Genomic DNA, 24,269 nt, shown 5'->3' with positions numbered 1-24,269 from the left:
AAATCTTGTCTTCTACAATTGATTTAATAATATCTTTAAGGCTAATATATACTATAGGTAGATTCTCATGTCCTTTATGTACAATCCCCAAAATTAAGTGTCAACTATAGGAGATAAGTTATCACTCTTCTTGGTCATTTGGACGGTATGCAGCATCTACATGCCAATCTCAATCATTATACGGCGATTGAGAGCTATGTTCATTATGCGAATTACGTCTTGGTGCTACTGCTCTAATAATATTCTTATCTTCTTTATATAATACAGGCAAACTACCAATTATCCCTATTACTCCATACATATGACAAATTAATTCTTCTATTCCGCTAATCCGTACCTCACCGTCATAGGGAGTCATTATATTATAATTTTTTTGATCGATATTTTTTATATGTATAATTTCTGCATTATTATTTACGGCATCTTTAATTTCTTTTGTATAATTTACATATTTTGTATCTACTAAATATAAATCTTTGTTTTCTTTCAACCAGCTAGTTAATCTAACGATTTTATTGTTTAAATTTTCTAATGTTGCTATACAAGTTTTTTCATCTAAAATTTTCCTCCAAACATCATAGCACGCATTATTATAGTCAATATTAGTATCTTCAATGATGAAATAATCCCCTTCTTCAAAAATATTCTAAAATACCTATAGTATTAATATGAGCATCTTCTATTCAAAGTATAGGATGTACTATTTCAGATATTTTTTCTTTTGGGAATATTGCCTCTACTTTATTAGAATCACCTTGTAAAAATTCTATTCTATTATCTTCTTTTTGATAACTATATTTTAATTTCGCTTTTCCTTGGATTCCCGCTTTCGCGGGAATGACATAAAACGCATTTTTCAATTCAGACAACAATGCTTATAGTTGCTCGCAATGACAATGTCTGGTCTTAGTTAGCAATATCATTAAGATAAATATACTTCCTTATCTAAAGTATCTTCGCTGTTATCTATAATCATAGTAATTGTTGCATCGCCGGTAATATTGATAGTAGTACGTAGCATATCAAGTATTCGGTCAATACCAGCAATAATTGCTACTCCCTCTATAGGTAAGTGAACCGAAGAAAGAACCATAGGAAGCATTATCAAAGAGGCACCGGGAATACCGGCACCACCGATAGATCCAAGTGTTGAGGTGAGAATAATGACTAAATAGTCGTGAGGAGCAAGCGTTACTCCCATCATCTGAGCAAAAAATATGGTGGTAAGAGATAAATTTATAGCAAAGCCGTCCATATTAATTGACGCACCTATCGGAAGTACGAACGAAGTACTAGACTCTGAAATGCCAAGCTTTTCACGACAAACTTGCATAGTAGTTGCAAGAGTTGCCTTACTGCTTGAAGTAGAAAAAGCAAGTATCTGATACTCAAAACTTTTCTTATAAAAAGGTATAGGTGAAACACGACAGAATACACATATAAGTAAGCCAAAAACTAAATATTGGAATGTCATCGCCACAACTACCGCTACAACAAGTTTCGATAAACTAATCATTACCTCAACTCCCCGCATGCCTACAATCCAGCCTGTTAAAGCAAAAGCACCGTAAGGGGATAATTGAATAACAAACGATATCATTTTTAATATTAATTTTGACATTATATGAATTAAATCAGTAATAGGTTCACCGATAGATTTCATTTTGTTTAAGGTAATTCCAACAAAAATAGCAAAAAATACAACTTGTAAGACATCACCGTTTGCAAAAGCCCCAACAGCATTATCAGGGACGATATTTACAAAAAAATCAATTATATTAAATGAAGTTCTGCTTGTCGTTCCTGAAGAGGTGAAATCTATATGTACGCCTACTCCTGGCTTTAATACTAAGGCAACAGTGAGTCCAAAAACCGTGGCAAAAAAAGTAGTACCTAAAAAAGCGGCTACCGCTTTCATTCCTACTCTACCAAGGGCAGAATTATTATTCATACTAGTGATACCGGAAACCAAACTGAAGAAAATTAAAGGGGTAATGATCATTTTTATCAAACGTAAGAAAATGTCACCGATAGGTTTAATATAATTAACATATTGTGGTAAGTATATACCAAATATAATACCTAAGATTAACCCTAAGGTAACTTTTTGCCATAATTTCATAATTTACTTACTTAATTTTTAAATTTGCTCAACTATAAGTTTATTTATTATTTTGGTTAATCCATTCTAAGTACTTTTGAAAGCCATAGTCAATATTTATTTTTATTATTTGTGGTAATTCATAATTATGAATTTCAAGGAGTTTATTTTCAATTTCATTATAATTAGAAGATTTTGTTTTAATTACAAGTCTATATTCAGTTTCTAAAGTTACTCTACCATTCCATCTAAAGTAACTTTTGACATCGTCAATTTGAATGCAGGCAGTAAGATTTAATTCTAACAAAACAAATGCTATTTTCTCGGCAATTTGCAAATCATTAGTAGTAGTTAAAATTAAACAGCAATCTTGCATGCCTAAACCTCAACAAAACAATGCGGTGTTTCATATAGTTTGAGGCTAGTTACGAAGAAGTTTTGACTTACGAAAAGTTTAGGAAAAATTTCATTCTTTAAATGCGTCGCTATATTTTCTGCAGTCGGGTTATTTTGCATGTAATATATTTTTTGACCGGTACAATTTTCTATTTGCTGCCCCATTTCCTTATCGTCTTGATGTAGGATTAAGCTATGATCAAAATTTTCATCAATCCATTTTTTAGCTAAATCCTTAATTAAACCAAAATCGATTACCATACCAAGTTTATCGGTTTTGTTTGCGGCTATAGCGATCTCAAGAACATAGCGATGACCGTGCAGGAATTGACATTTATTTTGATGTTCTATAATTCTATGTCCTGCATCGAACTCAATACGACGAGTACATTTTATCATTATTATATACTTCCTTTCTTTGAATGATTTTACTTTTTTTTCAAAGAGTAAAAACGGGACCACGTCATTGTGAGGAAAATTACGAAGTAATTGACGAAGCAATCTCAGGAGTTTGTTATGATTTCATGAGATTGCCACGCAGCCTACGGCTGCTCGCAATGACAATTTTTTACAAATTTAACAATAACTTTTCAGGATTCTCAATAAGCTGCTTAATTTTTACCAAGAACGATACTCCTTCTTTCCCATCAATTATACGATGATCGTAAGATAAAGCTATATACATCATCGGATGTATTTCAATTTTACCGTCTATAACTACAGCTCTTTCCTCGGTTTTATGTAAGCCTAGAATACCTGATTGAGGAGGATTAATAATCGGTGTAGATAATAATGAGCCATATACGCCTCCGTTAGAAATCGAGAATGTCCCACCTGACAAATCAGCCATAGAAAGCTTACCCTCACGAGCTTGTTTAGCCAAAATTCCTATAGTTTTCTCCACTTCGGCAAATCCCATTTTATCGGCATCCCTAACAACCGGTACAACAAGCCCTTGCTCTGTGCCGACAGCTACACCTATATCATAGTAATTTTTATATACTAAATCATCGCCATCTATTTCAGCATTTACCGACGGAATAAGCTTTAAAGCTTCAATTGTTGCTTTAACAAAGAAAGACATAAACCCAAGTTTCACAGCGTGCTTTTTCTCAAACTCTTCTTTATATTGATTACGCAAAGCAATTACTTTTGACATATCGATTTCATTAAAAGTAGTCAAAATAGCTGCTGTATTTTGTGAATCTTTTAAACGCTGTGCAATAGTTTTACGCAAGCGTGACATACGAACACGCTGCACTCTTTCTTCATTAGATTTACTTATTGCAGGAGCAGAAGTAGTCGTAGTGTTTATTGTTGCAAGCACGTCACCTTTGGTAATTCTACCGTCTCTACCTGTTCCTTTTATATTATTGGGGTCAAGCTTATTTTCGGTAACTAATTTTTGTACAGAAGGAGCAAGAGTATTATTAGCCACGGCAGGTTTTTCTGAAGTAGGTTGTGTTACTGCTTGAGCTCTAGCAGATTCATTATTAGTACCGGCAGTATTTACAGATGCTCCTTCATTTATTTCGCCTATTTCTTCGCCAACTGCTATATTTGCACCGTCAGTTTTCGATATTTTACCTATAGTACCATTGCAAGGAGCATTAACTTCTAAAGTCACTTTTTCGGTTTCGATTTCTAACAGTAATTCATCGGTTTTAACCGAATCGCCTTCTTTCTTATACCATTTGGCAATAGTTGCTTCCGTTATGGACTCCCCAAGCGACGGTACTATAATTTTAACTCTCATAATTTATTTTACTCCTATATTTGTATAGCATCGCCCTGTATAGTTTTATCGTCATTGCGAGAAGACGCTATAAGCGTCGACGAAGCAATCTCAGGCAAATTCCTGAGATTGCCACGCTCCTTTTAGTCGCTCGCAATGATGATTATTAGGCAATACCCTAAGAATCATATTCCCAATGCTGTCCTTAATAGTTTCTCTTGCTGTTTATTATGTGCTTGCAGCGAGCCTACTGCTGGAGAGGCTGATTCCTCTCTACCTACATATTTAAATTCATTTTTAATTCCTGCTTCTTTTAAAGCATCGTTTAAGTGAGAAACTATATAACACCAAGTTCCCATATTCTTTGGTTCTTCCTGACACCAAATCAATTCCTGCGTCCTATTATATTTTTTTAATAGCGATGCTACAAGTTTTTTTTCAAAAGGGTATAATTGCTCAAGCCTAATAATCGCTATATTACTGTTATTGCCACGCATTTCAAATAGATCGTAATATACCTTACCGCTGCATAAAATTACTTTAGTAATATTGTTTGTATCTACTTTAGTTACTTCATCTAAAACTGGTAAGAAAGTAGTATTTTCACCTAGCTCGTCAAGTTTAGATACGGCATATTTATGACGTAATAATGATTTCGGCGACATTACGATTAACGGTTTACGGGTATCATCAAGTATTTGGCGACGTAGCAGATGGAAAATCGAAGCAGGGGTAGTAGGGTATGTAACATACATATTATTCTCAGCCGCCAGTTGTAAGAACCTCTCAAGTCTTGCCGAACTATGCTCCGGTCCTTGTCCCTCAAATGCATGAGGTAACAAAACCACAAGCCCGCTCATACGAAGCCATTTAGTTTCGCTGCTTGAAATAAACTGGTCAAAAATAATCTGAGCTCCATTAGCAAAATCACCGAATTGTGCTTCCCATAAAACTAAATTTTTTGGGTTTGCGAGTGAATAACCATACTCAAAACCAAGCACCGCATATTCAGATAAATTACTATCGGCTACCTCGTATTTTGCTTGTTCTTTAGATAAATTATTTAGAGGTATATAGGTAGTACCATCAATTTGGTTGTGCAATACTGAATGACGATGCGAGAAAGTACCGCGTCCCGAATCTTGTCCGGTTAGCCTTATATTTGTGCCTGAAGCAAGCAAGCTTGCAAAAGCTAGCTGCTCTGCCGTCGCCCAATCAATAGGTTGATCAGCTGTTAGAGTGGCTTTTCGAGCTTCAAATAGTTTTACAAGTTTTGGATTAACGGCAAAATCTTTCGGTATTTCGCATAGTTTAGTGCCTAAATCGTGTAATGTTTTTTTACTGATACCCGTTATTGTAGCTTGTGTACGAGTACGAGAAATACCTTGCCATAATCCGCCTAAGAAATGTGCTTCTTGCTTATAACTTTTTGCCTGCTCATATTCCTTATCTAGTTTTGCTTTAAATTCTTCTTTTAACTTAGCAAAATAATTATTGTCGATTACACCGCTTTTTACTAACTCATTTGCGTAAATATTTCCAGGGGTCAGTTTGTTTTTAATAATGTTATACATCTTGCCTTGAGTATACATCGGCTCATCGCCCTCATTATGCCCATATTTACGGTAACAAATAATTTCTACTACAACATCCTTACCAAATTTCTGCCTGTATTCTACCGCAATATTGGTGGCTTTTAACACTGCTTCTATATCGTCACCGTTAACGTGTAGAATCGGGGCAGCTATGATTTTAGCAAACTCCGTAGAATATCTACTAGCTCTAGTATTTGCAGCATTAGCCGTAAAACCTAACTGATTATTAATGACGAAATGCAATATCCCGCCGATATCATAAGCAGCTAAAGGTGACATTGATAGACTCTCGGCAACCACGCCCTGACCGCAAAAAGCAGCATCGCCATGTACTAAAATAGCTTTGACTTTGCTGCGTTTAGTATCTCCAAGAATATCTTGCTTTGCTCTTACTTTTCCTGCAACTATAGGATTTACCGCTTCTAAATGTGAAGGGTTATCGGCTAGCGACAAGTGTATTTTCTTATCCTCTAGAGTTCTATCGGACGAATAGCCTAAATGGTATTTTACATCGCCTGAAACATTTAGCTCATCAGGAAATACGCTGCCGCTTATGAAGCCCGCAATAACGGCTTTATATGGCTTACCTACTACTTTAGTTAGAGTGTTTAATCTCCCTCGATGTGCCATACCGATAACGATTTCTGAGACGCCCTGATGCATGGATAAATCTATAGCTTTACTCATAGCAACTATAGAAGCATCACCACCCTCAATGGAAAAACGCTTAGCTCCGGGAAATTTTGTATGTAAATACTGCTCAAACCCTTCTACTTCTACTAAATCATTTAAGATAGTTTTTTTGTCTTCAGAAGAAAACGTAACTTCGCTTTCTAGCTTATTATATAACCAGTTTTTTCCTGCTACATTTTCTATTTGCTCAAACTCTACACCTATAGAACCTGTATAAACTTTATCGAACTTGGTCACTAATTCAGATAATTTACAGTTCCAAGTACCGACAAATTCATCCGTAATATTGATATTTTCTTCTAGCTGACTGCTATCAAGACCAAAAGTTTCTATATTAAGCTTTAAATCATTTTTTGTTTTACGTAGCTCAAGACCAAGCGGATCAAGATTCGCTAAATAGTGAGCATGCTTGCGATAAGCATTGATCATTTCCTTAGCTTTTAAACTATTTAAGTCTTCAGAAGATAAATTATTATTTAACGATTCTTTTTTTATTTCATCAGGGATAATTATTTTTGCCGTACTTTTATTGAGTAAAGTATTATTATCCTTAATGCCGGCAAAAAATTCTTGCCAAGTTTGATCAACCGAGGCAGGGTTGGCTAGATATTGCTTATATAGCTCTTCAATAAAAACAGCATTCCCGCCAAATAAATAACCTGTTTTTTTAAAGTCTTCTTCCATATTATTGTTTGTATTGTTTAGTTGTTGTCATAAGCCGTCATTGCAAGCGACTGCAAGGAGCGTGGCAATTTCAGCAATTCTTCCGAGATTGCTTCGTCAATTACTGCGTAATTTCCTCGCAATAACGATTTTATTACTATAAATACTTCCCTTCTAAATATCTTATATACACCTCAGGGCTGATTTTTTCCTCACCGCTAGCACTTTTTAATAAATCGGCTGAATTTTTTAACGAACCGAGATTTCTAAAATTCTTATTTAGATAATTATTTAGATTACTAAAATCACCCTTTAATATATCATCTTTTATATTTGAATGCATCTCTTTTACTTTTTTCATCACCATTGATGCGATAATTGCACCGTTTGTATAGGCGGGAAAGTAACCGAAATTTCCGTGTGACCAATGAATATCTTGAAGACAGCCGTTACTAGAACTTACCGGTTTAACGCCTAAATATTCCTGCATCTTACTATCCCAACAGCTTGGTAACTCATCGAGATTCAAGTCGCCATTGATAAGCATTTCCTCTATCTCAAAACGTAATATTACGTGCATCGGATAAGTTACTTCATCTGCATCTACTCTTATAAAATCAGGCATCACTCTTGTAATTTTTCTATATAAACTTGCTGCTGAATATTCTTCGCTTTTAAAAGCAAATTCGTCTCTAAGTAATTTAGCTAAAAATTCGGTAAATTCTCTTGATCTACCTACTTGCATTTCCATAAATAAAGATTGGCTTTCATGGAAGGCCATACCTTTAGCAAGCCCAACCGGCTGCCCTTTATACATTTCCGGTAGATTCTGCTCATATAAAGCATGTCCTGTTTCGTGAATAATTCCCATTAAACCGCTTATGAAATTATCTTTATCATACCTAGTAGTTAAACGTATATCGTTTGGCGTTCCACCGCAAAAAGGATGAGTCGATTCGTCTAATCGTCCTTTTGTTAGATCAAACTGCATAATTCCCATAATGCGTTTTCCGATACGCTTTTGCATTTCAGGAGCTAGTTTGCTGTGTTTTACTAGTTCTTTCTCGGTTTTCTGTTTTTCTAAAACTTTATTTATGAGCTGCGGGAGTTCTTTTTTAAGTACTGAAAAAACTTGTTTGATCTCGCTACTTTTTCTGCTTGGATCAAACATATCTATTAATGAGTCGTATAATCCGCAATTAAAAGCATCTGCTCGTACTTTAGCAACTTCTTTCGTATAATCTAAGACTTTTTGTAAGTGTGATTTGAATAAATTATAGTCGTTATGTTTTCTTGCTTCTCGCCAAACAAGTGCGGCTTTAGTAGTAGCTACTACTAATTTCTTTTGTAGCTGCTCGTCAATACAATTTGCATCTGTTACTTTTCTCTCAATCTCTCTAATATTACCATTCTGCCATTCATCAAGGTTCTTTGATTCTTCTTTTGCCTTGCTAAGTAGCTCCTTTAGAATAGGAGATTTGAGCATAGAATGAACTAGCGACGTTAAAGTTACTATTTCGTTTGTCCTACTCTCACCTGAACCCATAGGCATATTTACGGCAACATCCCAGTATAATATGCTCAAGATATTATTAAAATGTGAGATGGTTGCAAATTCGTTTTCTAATTTTGTGTAGTTGTTGTTCATATGTTCCCTATTATGTCATTCCCGCGAAAGCGGGAATCCAGTAAAACCTATAAAAAACAAGTTTTTTATAGGTTTATTTGTTAATTAATATGTAATTTCTTGTAGCAATATTAAGGTTATTTTTCTGGATTCTCGCTTTCGCAGGCATGACATAAAAACCGTACCGCTAGTGCCTATTACAAATGCAATAACTCCTTTGCTGCTTTTAAACTTGCTTTGGTGATTGTTTTACCTGAAATCATGCGGGCGAGTTCCTCCTGTCTTTCAGCTAAATTTAAAGCTTTTACCGTTACTTTCGTTTCTTTCTCTAGCTGTGTTTTCTCGATTTTTATATGCAAATCCGCTTTACCTGCTACTTGCGGCTGGTGCGTAATAACTATTACTTGAGTAACGCTACTAAGTTTTTTTAATCGCTCACCTACTTTATCTGCGACCTCTCCGCCAATCCCGACATCTATTTCATCAAATATAATAGATGGTTTTACCATTTTATCAAACAAAGAAGTTTTTAAAGCTAACATGAATCTTGATAATTCACCGCCGGAAGCGATTTTATTAATTGTTGCAGCTGCCGTTCCCGGGTTAGTAGACGCTTTAAACACAATATCGTCATTACCGTCGGCTGTTGGTTCTTTAGCATTTATCTCAATCTCAAAAATTGCTTTCGCCATTTTAAGCTGCTTTAGCTCCTGATGCAACGATTCTTCTAGATGTTTTGCAACAATAAGACGCTTTGCAGATAAATTACTCGCTAGTTCATAATATTTTTTCTGCAGTAGTACTTCTTGAGCTTTCAACTCATTACTATTTGCTATTTTGTGTTTTAATATACTGAGCTGCTCTAAAGATTTATCTAAAAATACACCTAACGCATCAGCAGGAACATTATATTTACGGCTAATAGCTTTTATTAAAAATAATCTTTCTTCTGTTTCTTCAAGATTATATTCCTCATAATTGAAACTATCTAACAGATTTGATAATTCTTGGCGTGCTTCTTCTAGATTATTATAGGCTTCCTCTAAACTTGTAACGATAGCTTCAAAACGCTCATTGTTGCCTTGCCTTGCTAATAATTTCTCTGCTCTATTAATCGATGTATTTATTTCAGGGTTATTAATCTGTTCTAGAATATCTTTTATTAGCTGTAAATCCTTATCTTTATTTTGCAAATCTTTTCGTAGATTTGCTAATTTTTCTTCTTCACCTGTTTGAATGTTCAGTTTAGTTAATTCTTCCGTTGCAAAGCTCAAATAATCAATTTCTTGTTCTATAGAATTTTGCTTAAGTGTTATTTCGGCCATTTCTTTCCGAGTATTTTGCCAAGCCTGATAGCATTTGGAAAGCTCCGCTCGAAAGTCCAAAAGATTTCCATAACTATCTAAAATATCACGCTGCGTATTTGCTTCTAGAAGAGAAATATTATTATTTTGTCCATGAAGCTCGAATAAATAAGTAGCTAATTGCTGCATAAGAGCTTTAGTAACCACTTGATTATTAATGAAAAAATTTTTTCGTCCTTCGGCTTTTTGCAGACACTTTACAAACAATAACTCTTCAGGTTCAATAAAATTTTGAATCAGAAAATTTTTTATTTCTTCATTTAAAGAGAATATTATATTAACAACAGCGTACTCTTTTCCACGCTTTATTATCTTATTTGAAGTTTTATAACCTAAGCAAAATAAAATAGCATCAAGTAAAATAGATTTACCGGCTCCCGTTTCACCGGTAATAACACATAAACCTTTATTAAACTCAATTTCCAGCTCGTCTATCAGAATGAAGTTTTTAACTGAGAGACTGTAGAACATATGCCGCTTAATTTTGGTGGTTCTGAACTAGCCTGTACGCATAACTATACCATTGACTATCAGGATAGTTGTAACCTAGCACTGAGGCATATTTTTTTGCTTCATCCGGAAGTCCAAGTATCATATAACTCTCGGCTAAACGGTAAAGAGCTTCTACCGAGTGAGAAGTAGTTTGATAATTATCAATTACCTCTTCAAATCTATTTATAGCTGCCATCGGATTCTTTTTCTTTAAGTAAAACCGACCTACCATCATCTCTTTACCTGCTAAATGATCGTTTACTAGGTCAATTTTTAAAGATGAATCAATAGCATATTTAGTATTTGGGAATTTTGCTATTACGTCTTCAAAACTATCTTTAGCTAGGAAAGTTCTAGATTGATCATGATTTACGTCTGAAATTAACATATAATATGATAATGCTTTAAGGTAATATGCATAAGCAATGTCAACATTTGCAGGGTGCAACTTAATGAACATATCAAGCACATCAACCGCTTCTTCATATTGAGCGGCGAGAAATAAAGAATAAGCCTGCATCAATTCGGCTTGCGGGGTCATTTCATTACCTGGATGCTGGTACAATACTCTTCCGAATTCTTCTGCAGCGTTCTTATATTTTTTCTTTTCCAATAAGGTAATACCTTCATTATAAAGGGTAGCGATAGGGACTACTATGTCATCACTGGTTTTTTTGTTTTTGCACCCGCCTAAAACTAACCCTATAACTAAAAGGGTACTCAATAATTTTGTTAATTTCATAAGAACTTAAATTCAGTTAATAACTAAATATACATATAGGCTTACAGAATTTCAAGGATTCAATTTAAAATCTCACAAACTGATAAATTAGACCTATTCAGAAACTCGTTTATAGGGAGGAATTTGAGGGAAACACAGAATGCAGAATCGCAGCGTACACTTGTACGTAAGGATTCGAGTACCGGATCGACGTACAAATTACCCCTAGAAGAATAGGTCTATATTCTTGGACTTATTGCTCTACCCAATGTCCTTTATCATTTTTATGGTATTTTTTTTCTACGGCCGACCATGCTACTTTATGTGCAACTGTCTCTCTAGAGTCATTTCCACGTCTTTTATCGGCATCCTTATATGTGGTTCAAATGCCATGATTAAAAGCTTCGCTATAAATATCCTTAGCATGGCTCGGAAGATGATTTTTAACTGAATCAGGTAAATCGTTATTATTCTTATAAGGCATAAAAACCTCCGGTAATATTATGCAAATAATATTTTATAATATTGGAGGTTTCATTTCTATAGGAAAGGTAAATAAAATTTACGACCACAGACTTTTCATTTTATTAAAAAAGCTGCCGTCATTTTCTTTTTCATTTATGGATTCTTTTTTGAATTCTTCTAGTAATTCACGTTGTCTTTTAGATAAATTTTTAGGTACTTCGACATGAATATGCGTAAGCATATCACCCCTAATAGTTGATCTCATTTTAGACATACCTTTGCTGCGTAGCCTTAATTGATCACCGTTTTGTGTGCCTGCAGGAATTGTTAAGTTTACTTTTCCGCCTTCAATTACCGGTACTTCTATCTCTCCTCCAAGAGCAGCATTCACAAAACTAATAGGTAGTTTACAATGTAGATTTGCTCCGTCTACTTTATAAATATCATGTGGTTTTATTGTTATATCAACGTATAAATCACCGCTATTACCGCCTCTAATACCTGCTTCCCCTTCTCCGGTATGTCTTATTCTAGTACCGTTTTCAACACCGGCAGGAATGTTTACCGATAAATTTCGTTGTTTATGGTAACGTCCCATGCCATGACATTTCTTGCAAGGATTTTTTATAATGTGTCCGTTACCTTGGCATTTATGACAAGCTTGTTCGATCGTAAAGAATCCTTGCTGCATTCTAGTCGCTCCAACACCGCTGCAAGCATCGCAAGTAGTTACGGTTTCACCTTTTTCAGAACCGCTACCGTGACAAGTATCGCATTTTACTGTGCTAGAAAAGCTAATATTTTTTTCTATACCGTGAAATGCTTCCTCTAGGTTAATTGTCAGATTATATTTTAAATCTGAGCCTCTAACTTTAGCTGAAGTTGGGCGTGATGATCTTCTGCTGCCTCCCATAAAGTCGCTAAAGAAGTCACCGAATATGTCGTTAATATCAGGGTGAAAACCGCCATGATTTCCTCCTCCCCCTCGTGATTGTTGATTTTGAAAAGCATCGTGTCCCAAACGATCATAAGCAGCTCTTGTTTGCTCATCTTTTAGAACATCATAAGCGGCATTGATTTCTTTAAATTTCTTTTCAGCATCTTTAGCATCAGTAGTATCAGGGTGATATTGCTTGGCTAGCTTGAGGTAGGCTTTTTTAAGGTCAGCTTGGCTAGCTGTTTTACTAACCCCTAGTATTTGGTAATAATTTTGTGACATAATTTAATTTATAAAATGAGATTGTAACGTCATTACGAGGAAAATTACATAGTAATTTGACAAAGCAATCTCAGGATATTTAACGAGATTGCCACGTCGCTTCGTTCCTTGCAATGACGAAATTACTTCTACTTCTTCTCTACATCTTGAAAGTCGGCATCTACTATTTTTTCATCATTAGCGGCACTTTCTGCAGCAGGTTGGCTCTCGCTTTGTGCTTTATACATCGCTTCACCGATTTTCATGCTAGCTGCAGTTAAACTTTCGGTCTTTTCTTTAATCAAAGCAGTATCTTCCGACTCAAGCACGGCTTTTAAAGCGGCTAGTGCTTCTTCAACAGCTCCTTTATCGTCTGATGATAATTTATCGCCATATTCTGTAAGAGTTTTTTCAGTAGAATAAACTAAACTATCGGCAGCATTTTTTGCTTCAATAAGTTCCTTACGCTTTTTGTCTTCATCAGCATTTTGTTCGGCATCTTTAACCATTTGTTCAATTTCCGCATCGCTAAGACCACCGGAAGCTTGAATAGTTACTTTCTGCTCTTTACCGCTTGCTTTATCTTTAGCTGAAACATGCACTATTCCGTTAGCATCAATGTCAAACGTTACTTCTATTTGTGGCAAACCTCTTGGTGCAAGAGGTATACCTTCGAGATTAAACTGACCAAGTAATTTATTATCTTTTGCCATTTCACGTTCACCTTGGAATACTCTAATAGTTACGGCATGCTGGTTATCATCAGCAGTTGAGAATACCTGACTTTTCTTAGTAGGTATAGTAGTATTACGATCAATTAATCTTGTAAATACGCCGCCAAGAGTTTCAATGCCAAGGGATAGAGGTGTAACGTCTAATAATAATATATCCGTTACTTCTTTATTAAGTACTCCGCCTTGAATAGCAGCACCAAGAGCTACAACCTCATCGGGATTTACGCCTTTATGCGGCTCACGTCCGAAGAATTTTTTTACGGCTTCTTGTACTTTCGGCATTCTAGTCATACCGCCTACTAATACTACTTCCTGAATATCAGAAGCTTTAAAACCTGCATCCTGTAATGCTTTACGGCAAGGCTCAATTGTTTTTTCAATTAAATCATCTACTAATTTTTCTAGTTCAGCTCTAGTAAATTTAATATTTAAGTGTTTTGGACCGCTACTATCAGCCGTAATATAAGGTAAATTAATATTGGTAGTTACTGCAGAAGATAGCTCTTTCTTAGCTTTTTCCGCGGCTTCTTTCAAACGTTGAAGTGCTAAAGGATCGTTACTTAAATCTATACCATTTTCTTTTTTGAATACATCTATTAAATGGTTTAATATTCTTGTATCGAAATCTTCACCACCAAGGAATGTATCGCCGTTTGTTGATTTTACTTCAAAAACACCGTCAGCGATCTCAAGAATTGAAACATCGAATGTTCCGCCGCCAAGATCGTATACTGCAATAGTTTTACTTGCCGATTTCTCGAAACCGTAAGCAAGAGCTGCAGCAGTCGGCTCGTTGATTATTCTAAGGACCTCAAGACCTGCTATTTTACCGGCGTCTTTCGTTGCTTGACGCTGTGCATCATTAAAATAAGCAGGTACGGTAATTACTGCTTGTGTTACTTTGTCCCCTAAATAATTCTCAGCAGTTTCTTTCATTTTTTGTAAAATGAATGCACTAATTTGACTTGGTGAATATTTATTATTATCCGCTTCGACCCATGCATCCCCGTTATCGGCTTTCACTATATTATACGGTACAATACCTTGGTCTTTCTTAACCATAGGATCGATAAAATTTCTACCGATTAATCGCTTTACCGCATATATAGTATTGCGATGGTTAGTTACTGCTTGCCTCTTAGCAGATTGCCCGACTAATTTTTCGCCGTTTGCAAAAGCTATTATTGACGGCGTAGTTCTTTCACCTTCTGCATTTTCTATTACCTTTGGTTCTTTACCTTCCATGACTGCAACACAAGAGTTGGTAGTCCCAAGGTCGATACCTATTACTTTTCCCATAAGATTCCTCGTTTTCTTTTTTTTATTTTATTATGACTTTTGATTTGATATAGTGTGGCTTAAATGATTTTACAAGAGGTGACAATGAAAAAACTACCGATTTTACTAAAACTTTTATTTATTATTAATTTAGTTTTCCTAAATAATATAGTTTTAGCATCTAGCGAAACAAGCACTATTATATTTGAAAAAGCAAAGAAAGCAATCGTAACGATCGATACTAGAATTGCCGTATCGGCATATGACGATACAAGTAGTTGGACTGGAACGGGATTTATCAACGATAAGAACAACGGTTATATAATTACTAATACTCATGTTGTCGGCGGTGCGTCTATCGGAACTTATTTTGTTACTTTTTATAACGGTGAGCAGGCAGAAGCAAAACTTATCTATTACGATATTTGGCAAGATTATGCCGTTTTAAAAGTAGAGAGTAAAGATATACCGGCATCAGCAACGCAAATATCTTTTGCAAGCGAATTTCCAAAATTAAATCAAAAGGTTTTTGTAGTCGGTAACACAGAAGCAAAAGGTTTTTCTTTCCATACCGGTTATTTGTCTGATCTTTATAATATTGAAGGTTTAATGCCGCAATGTACTTATGTTATTAATTTAAATACTACAGGAGGTGCTAGCGGTTCACCGGTATTAAACGATAAGATTGAGGCTATAGGAGTATTATATGGTGGCGGTAAAACTCATTCTCTAGCGCTGCACGGTGATTATGTAGCTCGCACTTTAGAAAGTTTAAAGAATAATAAACAACCAGGCAGAAAACATATAGGAATAATAAGCGAGTTATATTCTTTAAATAAAGCAGTTAGACATCACAATTTCCCTAAAGAAGAAATGGATAAATATATAAAGAAATTTCCTGATAGTAGAAATAGAGTGATAAGCATTAAGGCAGTTCTAGCCGGATCACCTGCCGCAAAATCTTTAAAAGCCGGTGATATTATTTGGGCAGTTAATGATAAGGAACTCGGCGGCAATCTAGCATTATTTGATAGAGAAATGGATAATTTCAAAGGAATAGCTATTAAACTTACTATATTTCGTGACGGAAAAAAGCTAGAACAAGCAGTAGATTTATATGATGTGAACAATAATAAAATCGCTAAAATGATAAATTTCGGCGGTGCAGTATTTTTTGAAGCCGATGATTATTTTAGTAATAAATCAGGTATTCCTCTTAAAGCTCTAAGTATAGCTTCTGTTCAATCCGGTAGTAGCTTTAGCTCTATACCAACGTTTTTTACTAAAGATTATAAAAATGTTTATAGATTGCAAATTTTTGAGATGAAAGATTTAGCTTTAAGTAATCTTGATGATTTGGTGAAATGCTTGCCTGCTATTACTAAAGAGAAGTTTATAACGGTTAGATTTAGAAATTATCAACCTTATTATGCTAATTTCGGTTATAATGAACTTATCTCGTCGCATGATGATATGATTGCTGATGTAACTCTAGATTCTATAGATACTAAGCCTTATATATTAAAGTATAATACTATTTCTCATGATTGGGATATGGAAAATATAAAACTTCAGTAACTAATGACATTGTGATAAATTAACAATTCTTAATCAATGAAGTAATATATAATTCAACTTGGTTTGTTGCGTTATTATTCTTAAATTTATAATCTTATATTTTAGGAGAATTGCAAATTAGCTCAGAGTAGTTCGCCAACTAGGTCATTTTTGAGTGGATTGATAAATATTCTTTATGTTATTCCTGCAAAAGCGAGACAGCATTGTTGCGTGGATACATACTGAAACCGTCATTACGAGCAGCCGTAGGCTGCGTGACAATCTCATGAAATAATAACAAACTCTCCTGAGATTTTGCTTCGTCAATTGCTATGCAATTTCCTCGCAATGACAGAAAAAATGCCCCTTACTCACCACCTAAGAAACATAGCTAATGAACAATTTCTCCTAAAATAATTAATAAATTTAGGAGAATTAATGACTAAAGAACAAATACCTACAGTAGATAAAACAAAAAACATCTTTTTTTAAGTTTTTTACAAAAAATAGTAATAACTCTAATACTCAGGATTCACTAACATCACCACGTTCAGATGATGATATAGAGAGGGATGTTTCTAAAAAAGAAGCTTCTTAAGAAAATTCAAAGCATTAATAGACAAGAATGATGAAGCTGCACTACATTTCTATTTGATAAAAATAATAAATATATCTTACATGATGCGGTTGAGGATAAAGAACAAACATTAGTTGAAAAAATATTAGAATTAGCTAAATACGTAACAGAGATAACCTATAACGATTCAACAGTGTTACATTCAGCAGTTACAGGAATTGCTAACAAAGAGATTATCAAAACTTTATTAGCAAAAAATCCTTATTTAGTAATGATCAAAGATGCTTCAGGTCTTACTCCATCATATTATAATACTAGTAAAGAAATATTAGAAATATTGCAAAATTGTGAACGAGATATTATAGACCGGCTTAATATAGAACCATGGCATGGTTGGGCAGAAGATAAAATATTTAGAGATGATATGTCTATAATCGGAAACAATAAGCATACAATAATGGAGCTTGTATAAAAATTTTGTAAATTATCGGACAAGCATCTTCCTTGTAAATTTAACATAGAGTATGAGATTTGCAAGGAAGATATAGAGAGTTCTTTAATAAAAAACGGTAAGTATGTAAAACTTACCGATTAAATTTAAAGCTTAAAAGATTATAATTCGGTGATAGGGATATAATCGATATTTCCATCTTCTCCTATCAATGGGTAATACTCTGTTTGAGGGTTATAAGCATCATAACTAATTGATGTTTGTAATGATAGTTTTTGTGCTAAGCTAATATTATCAATTTTTCTTCATATAACTCAAAAGATTTTTTTAAATCCTCTTTTGTAATCTTTACAGTTTTAGCTTCATCTGTATTTACTTTGAGCGTTTCAATATTTTCTGTTAAGCTATATTTTGTTAAAGTTACTTTTTCTAGTAGGGGAAAATATGCTCTTATTTTTATCAATGCTGTGTGTATGTGTATTGGAATACTTAGAACAATATTTAATAACATCTAATACCTTATAATACCTTCATTTTGAAGTGGCATCATACAAGCCTCACGTATTAATGTCAACATAATTAACATATTATTATAAATATAAATATTAATAAATGCTCATTATTATAATTTTCTTTCACAAAATCGAAATAAACTGTTATTAATATAAAAAACCAATCTTAATCTAATATATGCGTTCTTTATTTGTAATAATTATATTCTTTCTAATGAGCAGTTGTAATTTAAAACCGGTATATAGTGAAAAATACAGTAGAAATAATGATTTAGAAGCTATTGAAGTTGAACCAATTCGAACAATTGAAGGGGCTGAGTTTTATCATCGTTTAACTAGTATTTTACCTCAGAAAGCACAAGCAAAATACCTGCTTAAAGTAAAGCTTATCGCAACAACTATGCCTGCTACTATTGAAAAAAACTCCAATGTTTTAAGGGAATATATTAATCAATTAGTTAGATATAAATTAATTGATATAGAAAGCCAAAAGGTTTTAATTGAAGAGAAGTTTTACCAAAACACGTCATATAATGCTATTTTTACACCATATGCGACAAATGTTGAAAGAGATAAAACAGGAATAGACTTGGCATATCAAGCAGCAGAAGAAATTCGTAGCAGATTAATTTTATATTTTACACGGAAATAGTTAAGCTATGAAATTTTATTTTTCACAAATAGGTAGATTATTTGAACTAATAACATCCGGAAAGATTAGAGCTCTTTTACTATATGGTCCTGATAAAGGTTATATAGAAAAAATTTGTAAGCATTTAGTAAAAAGCTTAAATATGCTACAAACTTCTATAGAATACGCAGATCTTAATATTTCATCTTTAGAAATATTACTTAATTCGTCTAATTTTTTTGGTCAAAAAGAATTAATTAAAATTAGATCGGTTGGGAATTCAATCGATCAGAATTTAAAAACAATTCTAAACAGTGATTATATAAATTTTCCTGTATTTATAGGTGAAGAAATGACTTCTAGTGGGAGCATTAGAAAGTTTTTTGAAACGGAAGAATATTTAGCAGCAGTTGCTTGTTATCATGATGATGAAGCAAAAATTGAACGAATTATTTTAGGTAAAGTAGAAAAAACTAATAAAGTTATAAGTAAAGAAGCTATCACTTATTTAAAAGCTCATTTAAAAGGTGATCATGATTTAATTTGTAGCGAAATAAATAAATTAATATATTTTGTTCACGACGCACGCGAAATTACTTTAAACGACGTTCTAGAAGTTATAAGTAGCGAAATTACGGCAAACGGCAGTGATTTAGCAATGTATTTTTCAAAAAAAGATTATAGTAATTTTCTGCAAGAGCTTGATATATTAAAAAAACAAAATATCAATGAAGTTTTAATTATTAGAGCATTAATAAGGCATTATTTAAATTTATATATAGTTTTGTCGAAAGTAAAAAACGGTGAGCGTTTGGAACTCGCAATAAAATCATTATCACCACCGATTTTCTATCAGTATATTAATGATTTTACGAAGATAGCAAACGGTCTTAGCCTCACTGAATGTCTAAAGACTTTAAAAGTGCTACAACAGGCAGAAGTGGATTATAAGTTAAATCCTGCTAGTTTCGATTTATTCCAAAGTATACTCCAAAGTAAATGAAGAGTAGACGAAGTTTAATTTGGAAAAGAGCAAGGAAGCCTATAAGGCGAGGAGCGGGGCGTATACTTAATACGTGAGCACCGTAGCTCTTATAAGATGACGTAGCCAATTTTTCAAATTAAACGAGTATACATTATGCCTAGACCTGATTTTTCTGACCCTGACAAACAAATTCACGAGATAATTAGAGTTAATCATGCCGGAGAATATGGTGCAAAAAGAATTTATCAAGGACAGCTAAAATATATTAAATCTCAAAATGATCATATATTGATTAAAGAAATGCTTGACCACGAAGAAGTGCATTTAAATTATTTTGAAAAAAAATTACTGGAAAAAGAAGTGAGACCCACGTTTTTATTATTTTTTTGGCATCATTACGGATTTTTACTTGGTGCTTTATCTTCCTTGATGGGAATAAAAACGGCGATGCTTATTACCGAGAGTGTAGAAGAAGTAATAGAAAAACATTATGAACAGCAAATAAATTATTTAGAAAATAAAAATGTTGAGCCAGAATTATTAAATAATATTATTAAATTTCGACTTGATGAAATTGAACATAAAAATATTGCTATAATGAATGATAGTACTGAAGCAATATTTGCAGAAATAACTAGTAAAATAGTGAAGATAATTTGTCGTATCTCTATAATTTTAAGTAAGAAAATTTAGAGTGAACAACTTAATTAGTTAAAAAATCTAGAAATATTTTACTTCTAAGATATTAAGAAGATAATAAAAAAACATTAGTCATATTATTAGAAATGGTGATGAAAAGAAAAACTTTTTTTAAATTTGTTCTTTATTTTTTGCATTTGTATTTTTTAGAATTAATAAATAAAGGGGCCAGTGGTTAAGATCCGTTGCTGTAAGACAACAACCTCCATTATACTTCATGATTTTACTCACTGATAATAATAGACTCCTGGCATAACTTAATATTAAGTTTTGACAGATTGGTCTTGCAACAATGGAGTTTAAACATTATTAGCGGTCTATATATTAGTTGAATAATATAAAGAGTCAAGAGATTTTAGTTGTCATTGATAATAAATAATGTAATTCTGAGTTGGGGGGTATATTTTCTATATAATCTCCTTCTAGCATTTGCTTTTACATCAATAATAATTTATATTTATTTTCACTCATGCGAATAGCAGATTACTTTTGTAGTTTGTTATTGGTGATAATTAGGAAATATAAAATAACAATATGAGTCAAAAGATAATTTTAAATAATTCATATTCTATTACTAAATCGCACTTATTCCATATAGTAGACCCAAGCCCTTGGCCCGTCCTAACATCTTTTGCTTTACTTCTTTTGGTTATAGGCGGCGTCTCGTTCATGCATGGCTACAAATTTAATATATATATTTTATCTGCAGGGATTATTTCAGTAGGTTACTGTTTATATTCTTGGTGGAGAGATATAGTGAAAGAAGGAATAGTCGAACATCAGCATACTAGTCCTGTTAGAAAAGGTTTGCAAATAGGTATGGCGTTATTTATCTTAACGGAAATAGTATTTTTTGGTGTATTTTTTGCTTCTTTTTTTAAATCAAGTCTATCACCCGTAGGTCTTTTAGACGGTGTATGGGTTGTAAAGCAGGGCATTTGGCCTCCACCTACAATTAAAACTTTTGAGCCGTTTGATATTCCTTTTATCAATACTTTAATACTACTCTTATCAGGCACTACCGTTACTTGGGCTCACTACGCCTTAGAAGAAAAAAATCAAAAAGATTGTGTAACGGCACTTGCTCTTACCATATTGCTTGGAATATTTTTTACAACTATGCAGGCATATGAATATTACCATGCGGCGTTTAAATTTACAGATGGTATATATGCTTCTAATTTTTATTTAGCCACGGGTTTTCATGGAGCTCATGTAATTATAGGTACTATATTTCTAATAATTTGCTACTTTAGAGCAAAAAGAGGAGATTTTACTACAGAAGGTAATGGACATTTAGGGTTTGAATGTGCTGCATGGTACTGGCATTTTGTAGATGTGGTTTGGTTATTTTTATTTACGTTTGTTTATATATTTGGAAGTTAAATTATACTATATGTGATTATAATGTTACTTAAAATAAGTGTTTTTAAAATATTTTTGCATATTAATTAAAATTGCATATATTTAGGAGTTGATTTATATATAAATAAATTATACATTATTTTTTAAATGCTAATTATTTTATTGAGGTAAAACATATGAACTTTCCTATTCGTAAATTAAACGAAGAATTAATCGATTATAATCTATCATTACGCATATTATTTACTATTCTAAGCGTGGCTATTATTATGGTAGCTTTTGATAGCTTAGGTGGTAATGTCGGCGATCCTGTAGGTGAGGCATTATGTAAGTTAATTAAAGTATTCAGAGGCAATACTGCAAAAGGTATAGCTGTTGTCGGTATAATTGTTCTGGGAATTCAAACATTAAGAGGAAAATTGCAGTGGGAAGTAGCTTTAGTGGTAGTTACTGCAATCATTATATTATTTAAAGCTCCAGATATTGTTAATATGGTATCAAGTGATACTAATAGCTCAAGTTGTGGTGTTTCCTAATACACAACAAAATTATTATATCTTTAGTAATACCCATAAGCTTCGGCTTATGGGTATTTTTATTTTTAAGTGATGTTGTTGCATAGCCCCTATGTCATTTCTGCAAAGGTAGGGACAAGACAACCTTAATATAGGTTACATATTTAATAAAAATAAACATATAAAAACAAGTTTTTATATGTTTTACTGGATTCCGCCTACGTGGTAATGACATCAATTGCCTTTATACTCAGGTCAACAGCAACATTCGTACAATACTCAATAGTGTTTTAATTGTTTTGATGGATCACGTAGTTAAACCACGGGATGACAGTAGATTTTGTCGGTCTATGCAACAACATCCTCACTTAAATAAAAGTCCTAATCTATTACCTATAACAATATCAATATATTTTGCTGTAATAGGGATCCCTTCAATATTCATTTCTAGATATATTGCTTGTTTTGCAGGGATTTTTGTTTGTAGTTTTGTAATTGATACATATTCATCTAAAGCTTGATTATTAGTATCCATTACTCTTACTTTGATTATAGGATCGGAAATTAAATACTCAGACTCATTAGATAATTTATAAAATATCTTCATACCGCCTATATGACGAGATTTGCCTAAATTAATTTCTTCTATCTTTAATTGATCATATTTATCTAAGAATTTAAAGCTATCTATTAGTAATATCACTAAACAAAAAATTATAAAGCTAGTCCATAATATTGGAAATATATTATATTTTTTCTTAGGAGGAATATACGGTAAAATCACTGGCACATTAGCATTGTAATGATTTTTAATAGGAGTTTTAATAGTTCCCGTGTTTACTTTATCTTTAAAGTCATTTAATGTACTAGTATTATAGTCTAATTTCTGATACCACAAATGGCTACATTTGGAACATTTTACTCGTCGTCCGTTAATACCTATTTGATTGCTTGTAACAATAAATCTTGTTTGGCAATTTGGGCAAGTAATATGCATAGTTAATTATAATTATTATGTTTGACTTCATGATAATCTCATTTATTATTTTTGGCAATAAAACAGTTAAAAGATATGTCCTCTCTTATTAAAGAAGTTGAAGAAGCTTGGCAAATTAAGGACAAACTTCTTCAAGATTCTTCAAAGCTTATAACATTAAAGCAAACTCTTAATGATAGTATAGAAAGCTTAAATCAAGGTACGATTCGTGTTTGTGAAAAGAAAGAAAATAGTTGGCACGTTAATGAATGGGTAAAGAAAGCTATATTGCTATATTTTATCACTACGGAATCACAACTTTATAATAACAATTATAATAGTTGGTATGACAAAGTTGCTCCTAAATTTTCTGCAGATACTGATAAAAATACATTCAAAGAAGCAGCTATACGCAAAGTGCCCGGAGCTGTTGTTAGAACCGGTACTTATATAGCTAAAAATGTTGTAATTATGCCTTCTTTCATTAATATAGGTGCTTATATAGATGAGGGAACAATGATTGATACATGGGCTACTATCGGCTCATGTGCTCAAATCGGCAAGAATTGTCATATTTCAGGCGGCACGGGAATAGGTGGGGTGCTTGAGCCATTGCAAGCAAAGCCTGTTATCATTGAAGATAATTGTTTTATCGGTGCAAGATCGGAAATAGCAGAAGGTGTAATAGTAGAGGAAGGAGCAGTAATTAGTATGGGGGTGTTTATCGGTAGCTCTACAAAAATAGTATACAGAGATACAGGTGAAATTATTTACGGCAGAATTCCGGCTTATTCCGTTGTAGTTCCAGGAGTATTACCTGCTAAGGAAGCCGGTAAGCCTGGACTTTATTGCGTAGTTATCGTAAAACAAGTCGATAAAACTACTAGAGCTAAAGTAAGAATAAATGATTTACTGAGATAGATAGATCAAGGTGAGCGT

The 24,269-nt window shown here is 33.3% G+C and carries 22 protein-coding genes and 3 pseudogenes; 9 read left to right on the top strand and 16 right to left on the bottom strand.

Annotation, left to right across the window (positions count from 1 at the left end; genetic code table 11):
• Window positions 1-169 precede the first annotated feature (169 nt).
• The 10 genes from RPR_RS09865 to RPR_RS02115 form a co-directional block, all read right to left on the bottom strand.
• The gene (locus RPR_RS09865) at window positions 170-490 is read right to left on the bottom strand and encodes a hypothetical protein (protein WP_014419715.1); all 321 of its coding nucleotides are present in this window, start codon (window positions 488-490) and stop codon (window positions 170-172) included.
• A gap of 193 nt (window positions 491-683) precedes the next feature.
• Window positions 684-869, bottom strand: coding sequence for a hypothetical protein (locus RPR_RS02165; RefSeq protein ID WP_014013930.1), 186 nt, complete (start codon window positions 867-869; stop codon window positions 684-686).
• Between the two features lie 53 nt (window positions 870-922).
• Window positions 923-2,122 carry a dicarboxylate/amino acid:cation symporter gene (locus RPR_RS02160; RefSeq protein WP_012736544.1) on the bottom strand — a complete coding sequence of 400 codons (1,200 nt, stop codon included), beginning with the start codon at window positions 2,120-2,122 and terminating at the stop codon, window positions 923-925.
• 40 nt (window positions 2,123-2,162) lie between these two features.
• Window positions 2,163-2,477, bottom strand: coding sequence for a divalent-cation tolerance protein CutA (cutA, locus tag RPR_RS02155; RefSeq protein WP_012736543.1), 315 nt, complete (start codon window positions 2,475-2,477; stop codon window positions 2,163-2,165).
• Window positions 2,478-2,479: 2 nt separating this feature from the next.
• Window positions 2,480-2,896 (bottom strand): 6-pyruvoyl trahydropterin synthase family protein, encoded by a 417-nt coding sequence (locus RPR_RS02150; protein ID WP_012736542.1) that lies wholly within the window; start codon window positions 2,894-2,896, stop codon window positions 2,480-2,482.
• 169 nt (window positions 2,897-3,065) lie between these two features.
• The gene (gene odhB / locus RPR_RS02140; RefSeq protein ID WP_012736541.1) at window positions 3,066-4,253 is read right to left on the bottom strand and encodes a 2-oxoglutarate dehydrogenase complex dihydrolipoyllysine-residue succinyltransferase; all 1,188 of its coding nucleotides are present in this window, start codon (window positions 4,251-4,253) and stop codon (window positions 3,066-3,068) included.
• A gap of 164 nt (window positions 4,254-4,417) precedes the next feature.
• Window positions 4,418-7,204 (bottom strand): 2-oxoglutarate dehydrogenase E1 component, encoded by a 2,787-nt coding sequence (locus RPR_RS02130; protein ID WP_012736540.1) that lies wholly within the window; start codon window positions 7,202-7,204, stop codon window positions 4,418-4,420.
• 136 nt (window positions 7,205-7,340) lie between these two features.
• Entirely contained in the window at window positions 7,341-8,831 is a 1,491-nt protein-coding gene (locus RPR_RS02125; RefSeq protein WP_012736539.1) for a carboxypeptidase M32, read from the bottom strand.
• Between the two features lie 176 nt (window positions 8,832-9,007).
• Window positions 9,008-10,645 (bottom strand): DNA repair protein RecN, encoded by a 1,638-nt coding sequence (gene recN, locus RPR_RS02120; protein WP_012736538.1) that lies wholly within the window; start codon window positions 10,643-10,645, stop codon window positions 9,008-9,010.
• A 7-nt stretch (window positions 10,646-10,652) separates the two neighbouring features.
• A complete protein-coding gene (locus RPR_RS02115) occupies window positions 10,653-11,408 on the bottom strand; it encodes an outer membrane protein assembly factor BamD (RefSeq protein WP_012736537.1) in 756 nt (251 codons plus the stop codon).
• A gap of 101 nt (window positions 11,409-11,509) precedes the next feature.
• Here RPR_RS02115 and RPR_RS07995 point away from each other — a divergent pair.
• Window positions 11,510-11,618 (top strand): annotated as a pseudogene (locus RPR_RS07995) (palindromic element RPE1 domain-containing protein); the annotation flags it as partial.
• Between the two features lie 22 nt (window positions 11,619-11,640).
• On the opposite strand, the pseudogene RPR_RS09705 reads toward RPR_RS07995, so the two are convergent.
• From RPR_RS09705 to dnaK, 4 genes and pseudogenes are all read right to left on the bottom strand, one after another.
• Window positions 11,641-11,763, bottom strand: a pseudogene (locus tag RPR_RS09705) (ChaB family protein); the annotation flags it as partial.
• A 6-nt stretch (window positions 11,764-11,769) separates the two neighbouring features.
• The gene (locus RPR_RS09700; RefSeq protein WP_016830649.1) at window positions 11,770-11,871 is read right to left on the bottom strand and encodes a ChaB family protein; all 102 of its coding nucleotides are present in this window, start codon (window positions 11,869-11,871) and stop codon (window positions 11,770-11,772) included.
• 78 nt (window positions 11,872-11,949) lie between these two features.
• Window positions 11,950-13,071: a molecular chaperone DnaJ gene (dnaJ, locus tag RPR_RS02095; RefSeq protein WP_012736536.1), complete on the bottom strand. Its 1,122-nt coding sequence runs from the start codon at window positions 13,069-13,071 to the stop codon at window positions 11,950-11,952.
• A gap of 128 nt (window positions 13,072-13,199) precedes the next feature.
• Window positions 13,200-15,083 (bottom strand): molecular chaperone DnaK, encoded by a 1,884-nt coding sequence (gene dnaK, locus RPR_RS02090; RefSeq protein ID WP_012736535.1) that lies wholly within the window; start codon window positions 15,081-15,083, stop codon window positions 13,200-13,202.
• Between the two features lie 63 nt (window positions 15,084-15,146).
• Here dnaK and RPR_RS02085 point away from each other — a divergent pair, with 63 nt between their 5' ends.
• Both RPR_RS02085 and RPR_RS02080 read left to right on the top strand, forming a co-directional pair.
• A complete protein-coding gene (locus RPR_RS02085; RefSeq protein ID WP_085065623.1) occupies window positions 15,147-16,640 on the top strand; it encodes a S1C family serine protease in 1,494 nt (497 codons plus the stop codon).
• Between the two features lie 749 nt (window positions 16,641-17,389).
• On the top strand, window positions 17,390-17,668 hold the full coding sequence (locus RPR_RS02080) for a hypothetical protein (RefSeq protein ID WP_012150454.1): 279 nt from the start codon (window positions 17,390-17,392) through the stop codon (window positions 17,666-17,668).
• A gap of 140 nt (window positions 17,669-17,808) precedes the next feature.
• Here the strand turns inward: RPR_RS02080 and RPR_RS02075 are convergent.
• Window positions 17,809-18,158 (bottom strand): annotated as a pseudogene (locus RPR_RS02075) (hypothetical protein).
• Window positions 18,159-18,337: 179 nt separating this feature from the next.
• Here RPR_RS02075 and RPR_RS02070 point away from each other — a divergent pair.
• From RPR_RS02070 to RPR_RS02050, 5 genes are all read left to right on the top strand, one after another.
• Window positions 18,338-18,811, top strand: coding sequence for a hypothetical protein (locus RPR_RS02070; RefSeq protein WP_012719454.1), 474 nt, complete (start codon window positions 18,338-18,340; stop codon window positions 18,809-18,811).
• Between the two features lie 7 nt (window positions 18,812-18,818).
• The gene (gene holA / locus RPR_RS02065; protein WP_012736533.1) at window positions 18,819-19,793 is read left to right on the top strand and encodes a DNA polymerase III subunit delta; all 975 of its coding nucleotides are present in this window, start codon (window positions 18,819-18,821) and stop codon (window positions 19,791-19,793) included.
• A 135-nt stretch (window positions 19,794-19,928) separates the two neighbouring features.
• Window positions 19,929-20,468 carry a demethoxyubiquinone hydroxylase family protein gene (locus RPR_RS02060; protein WP_012736532.1) on the top strand — a complete coding sequence of 180 codons (540 nt, stop codon included), beginning with the start codon at window positions 19,929-19,931 and terminating at the stop codon, window positions 20,466-20,468.
• A 540-nt stretch (window positions 20,469-21,008) separates the two neighbouring features.
• On the top strand, window positions 21,009-21,860 hold the full coding sequence (locus RPR_RS02055) for a cytochrome c oxidase subunit 3 (RefSeq protein WP_004996526.1): 852 nt from the start codon (window positions 21,009-21,011) through the stop codon (window positions 21,858-21,860).
• 155 nt (window positions 21,861-22,015) lie between these two features.
• Window positions 22,016-22,375, top strand: a complete 360-nt coding sequence (locus tag RPR_RS02050; protein WP_012736531.1) for a TrbC/VirB2 family protein — start codon at window positions 22,016-22,018, stop codon at window positions 22,373-22,375.
• Between the two features lie 343 nt (window positions 22,376-22,718).
• Here the strand turns inward: RPR_RS02050 and RPR_RS02045 are convergent, their stop codons facing one another.
• Window positions 22,719-23,351, bottom strand: coding sequence for an MJ0042-type zinc finger domain-containing protein (locus RPR_RS02045; protein ID WP_012736530.1), 633 nt, complete (start codon window positions 23,349-23,351; stop codon window positions 22,719-22,721).
• Between the two features lie 75 nt (window positions 23,352-23,426).
• Between RPR_RS02045 and dapD the strand changes: the two genes are divergently transcribed.
• Window positions 23,427-24,251: a 2,3,4,5-tetrahydropyridine-2,6-dicarboxylate N-succinyltransferase gene (dapD, locus tag RPR_RS02040; protein WP_012736529.1), complete on the top strand. Its 825-nt coding sequence runs from the start codon at window positions 23,427-23,429 to the stop codon at window positions 24,249-24,251.
• Window positions 24,252-24,269: the final 18 nt, after the last annotated feature.

It is taken from the genome of Rickettsia peacockii str. Rustic (genome assembly GCF_000021525.1).
GTDB lineage: Bacteria > Pseudomonadota > Alphaproteobacteria > Rickettsiales > Rickettsiaceae > Rickettsia > Rickettsia rickettsii.
Note: the sequence above shows the minus strand (reverse complement) of the source record. Positions and strands in the feature narration are given on the sequence as shown.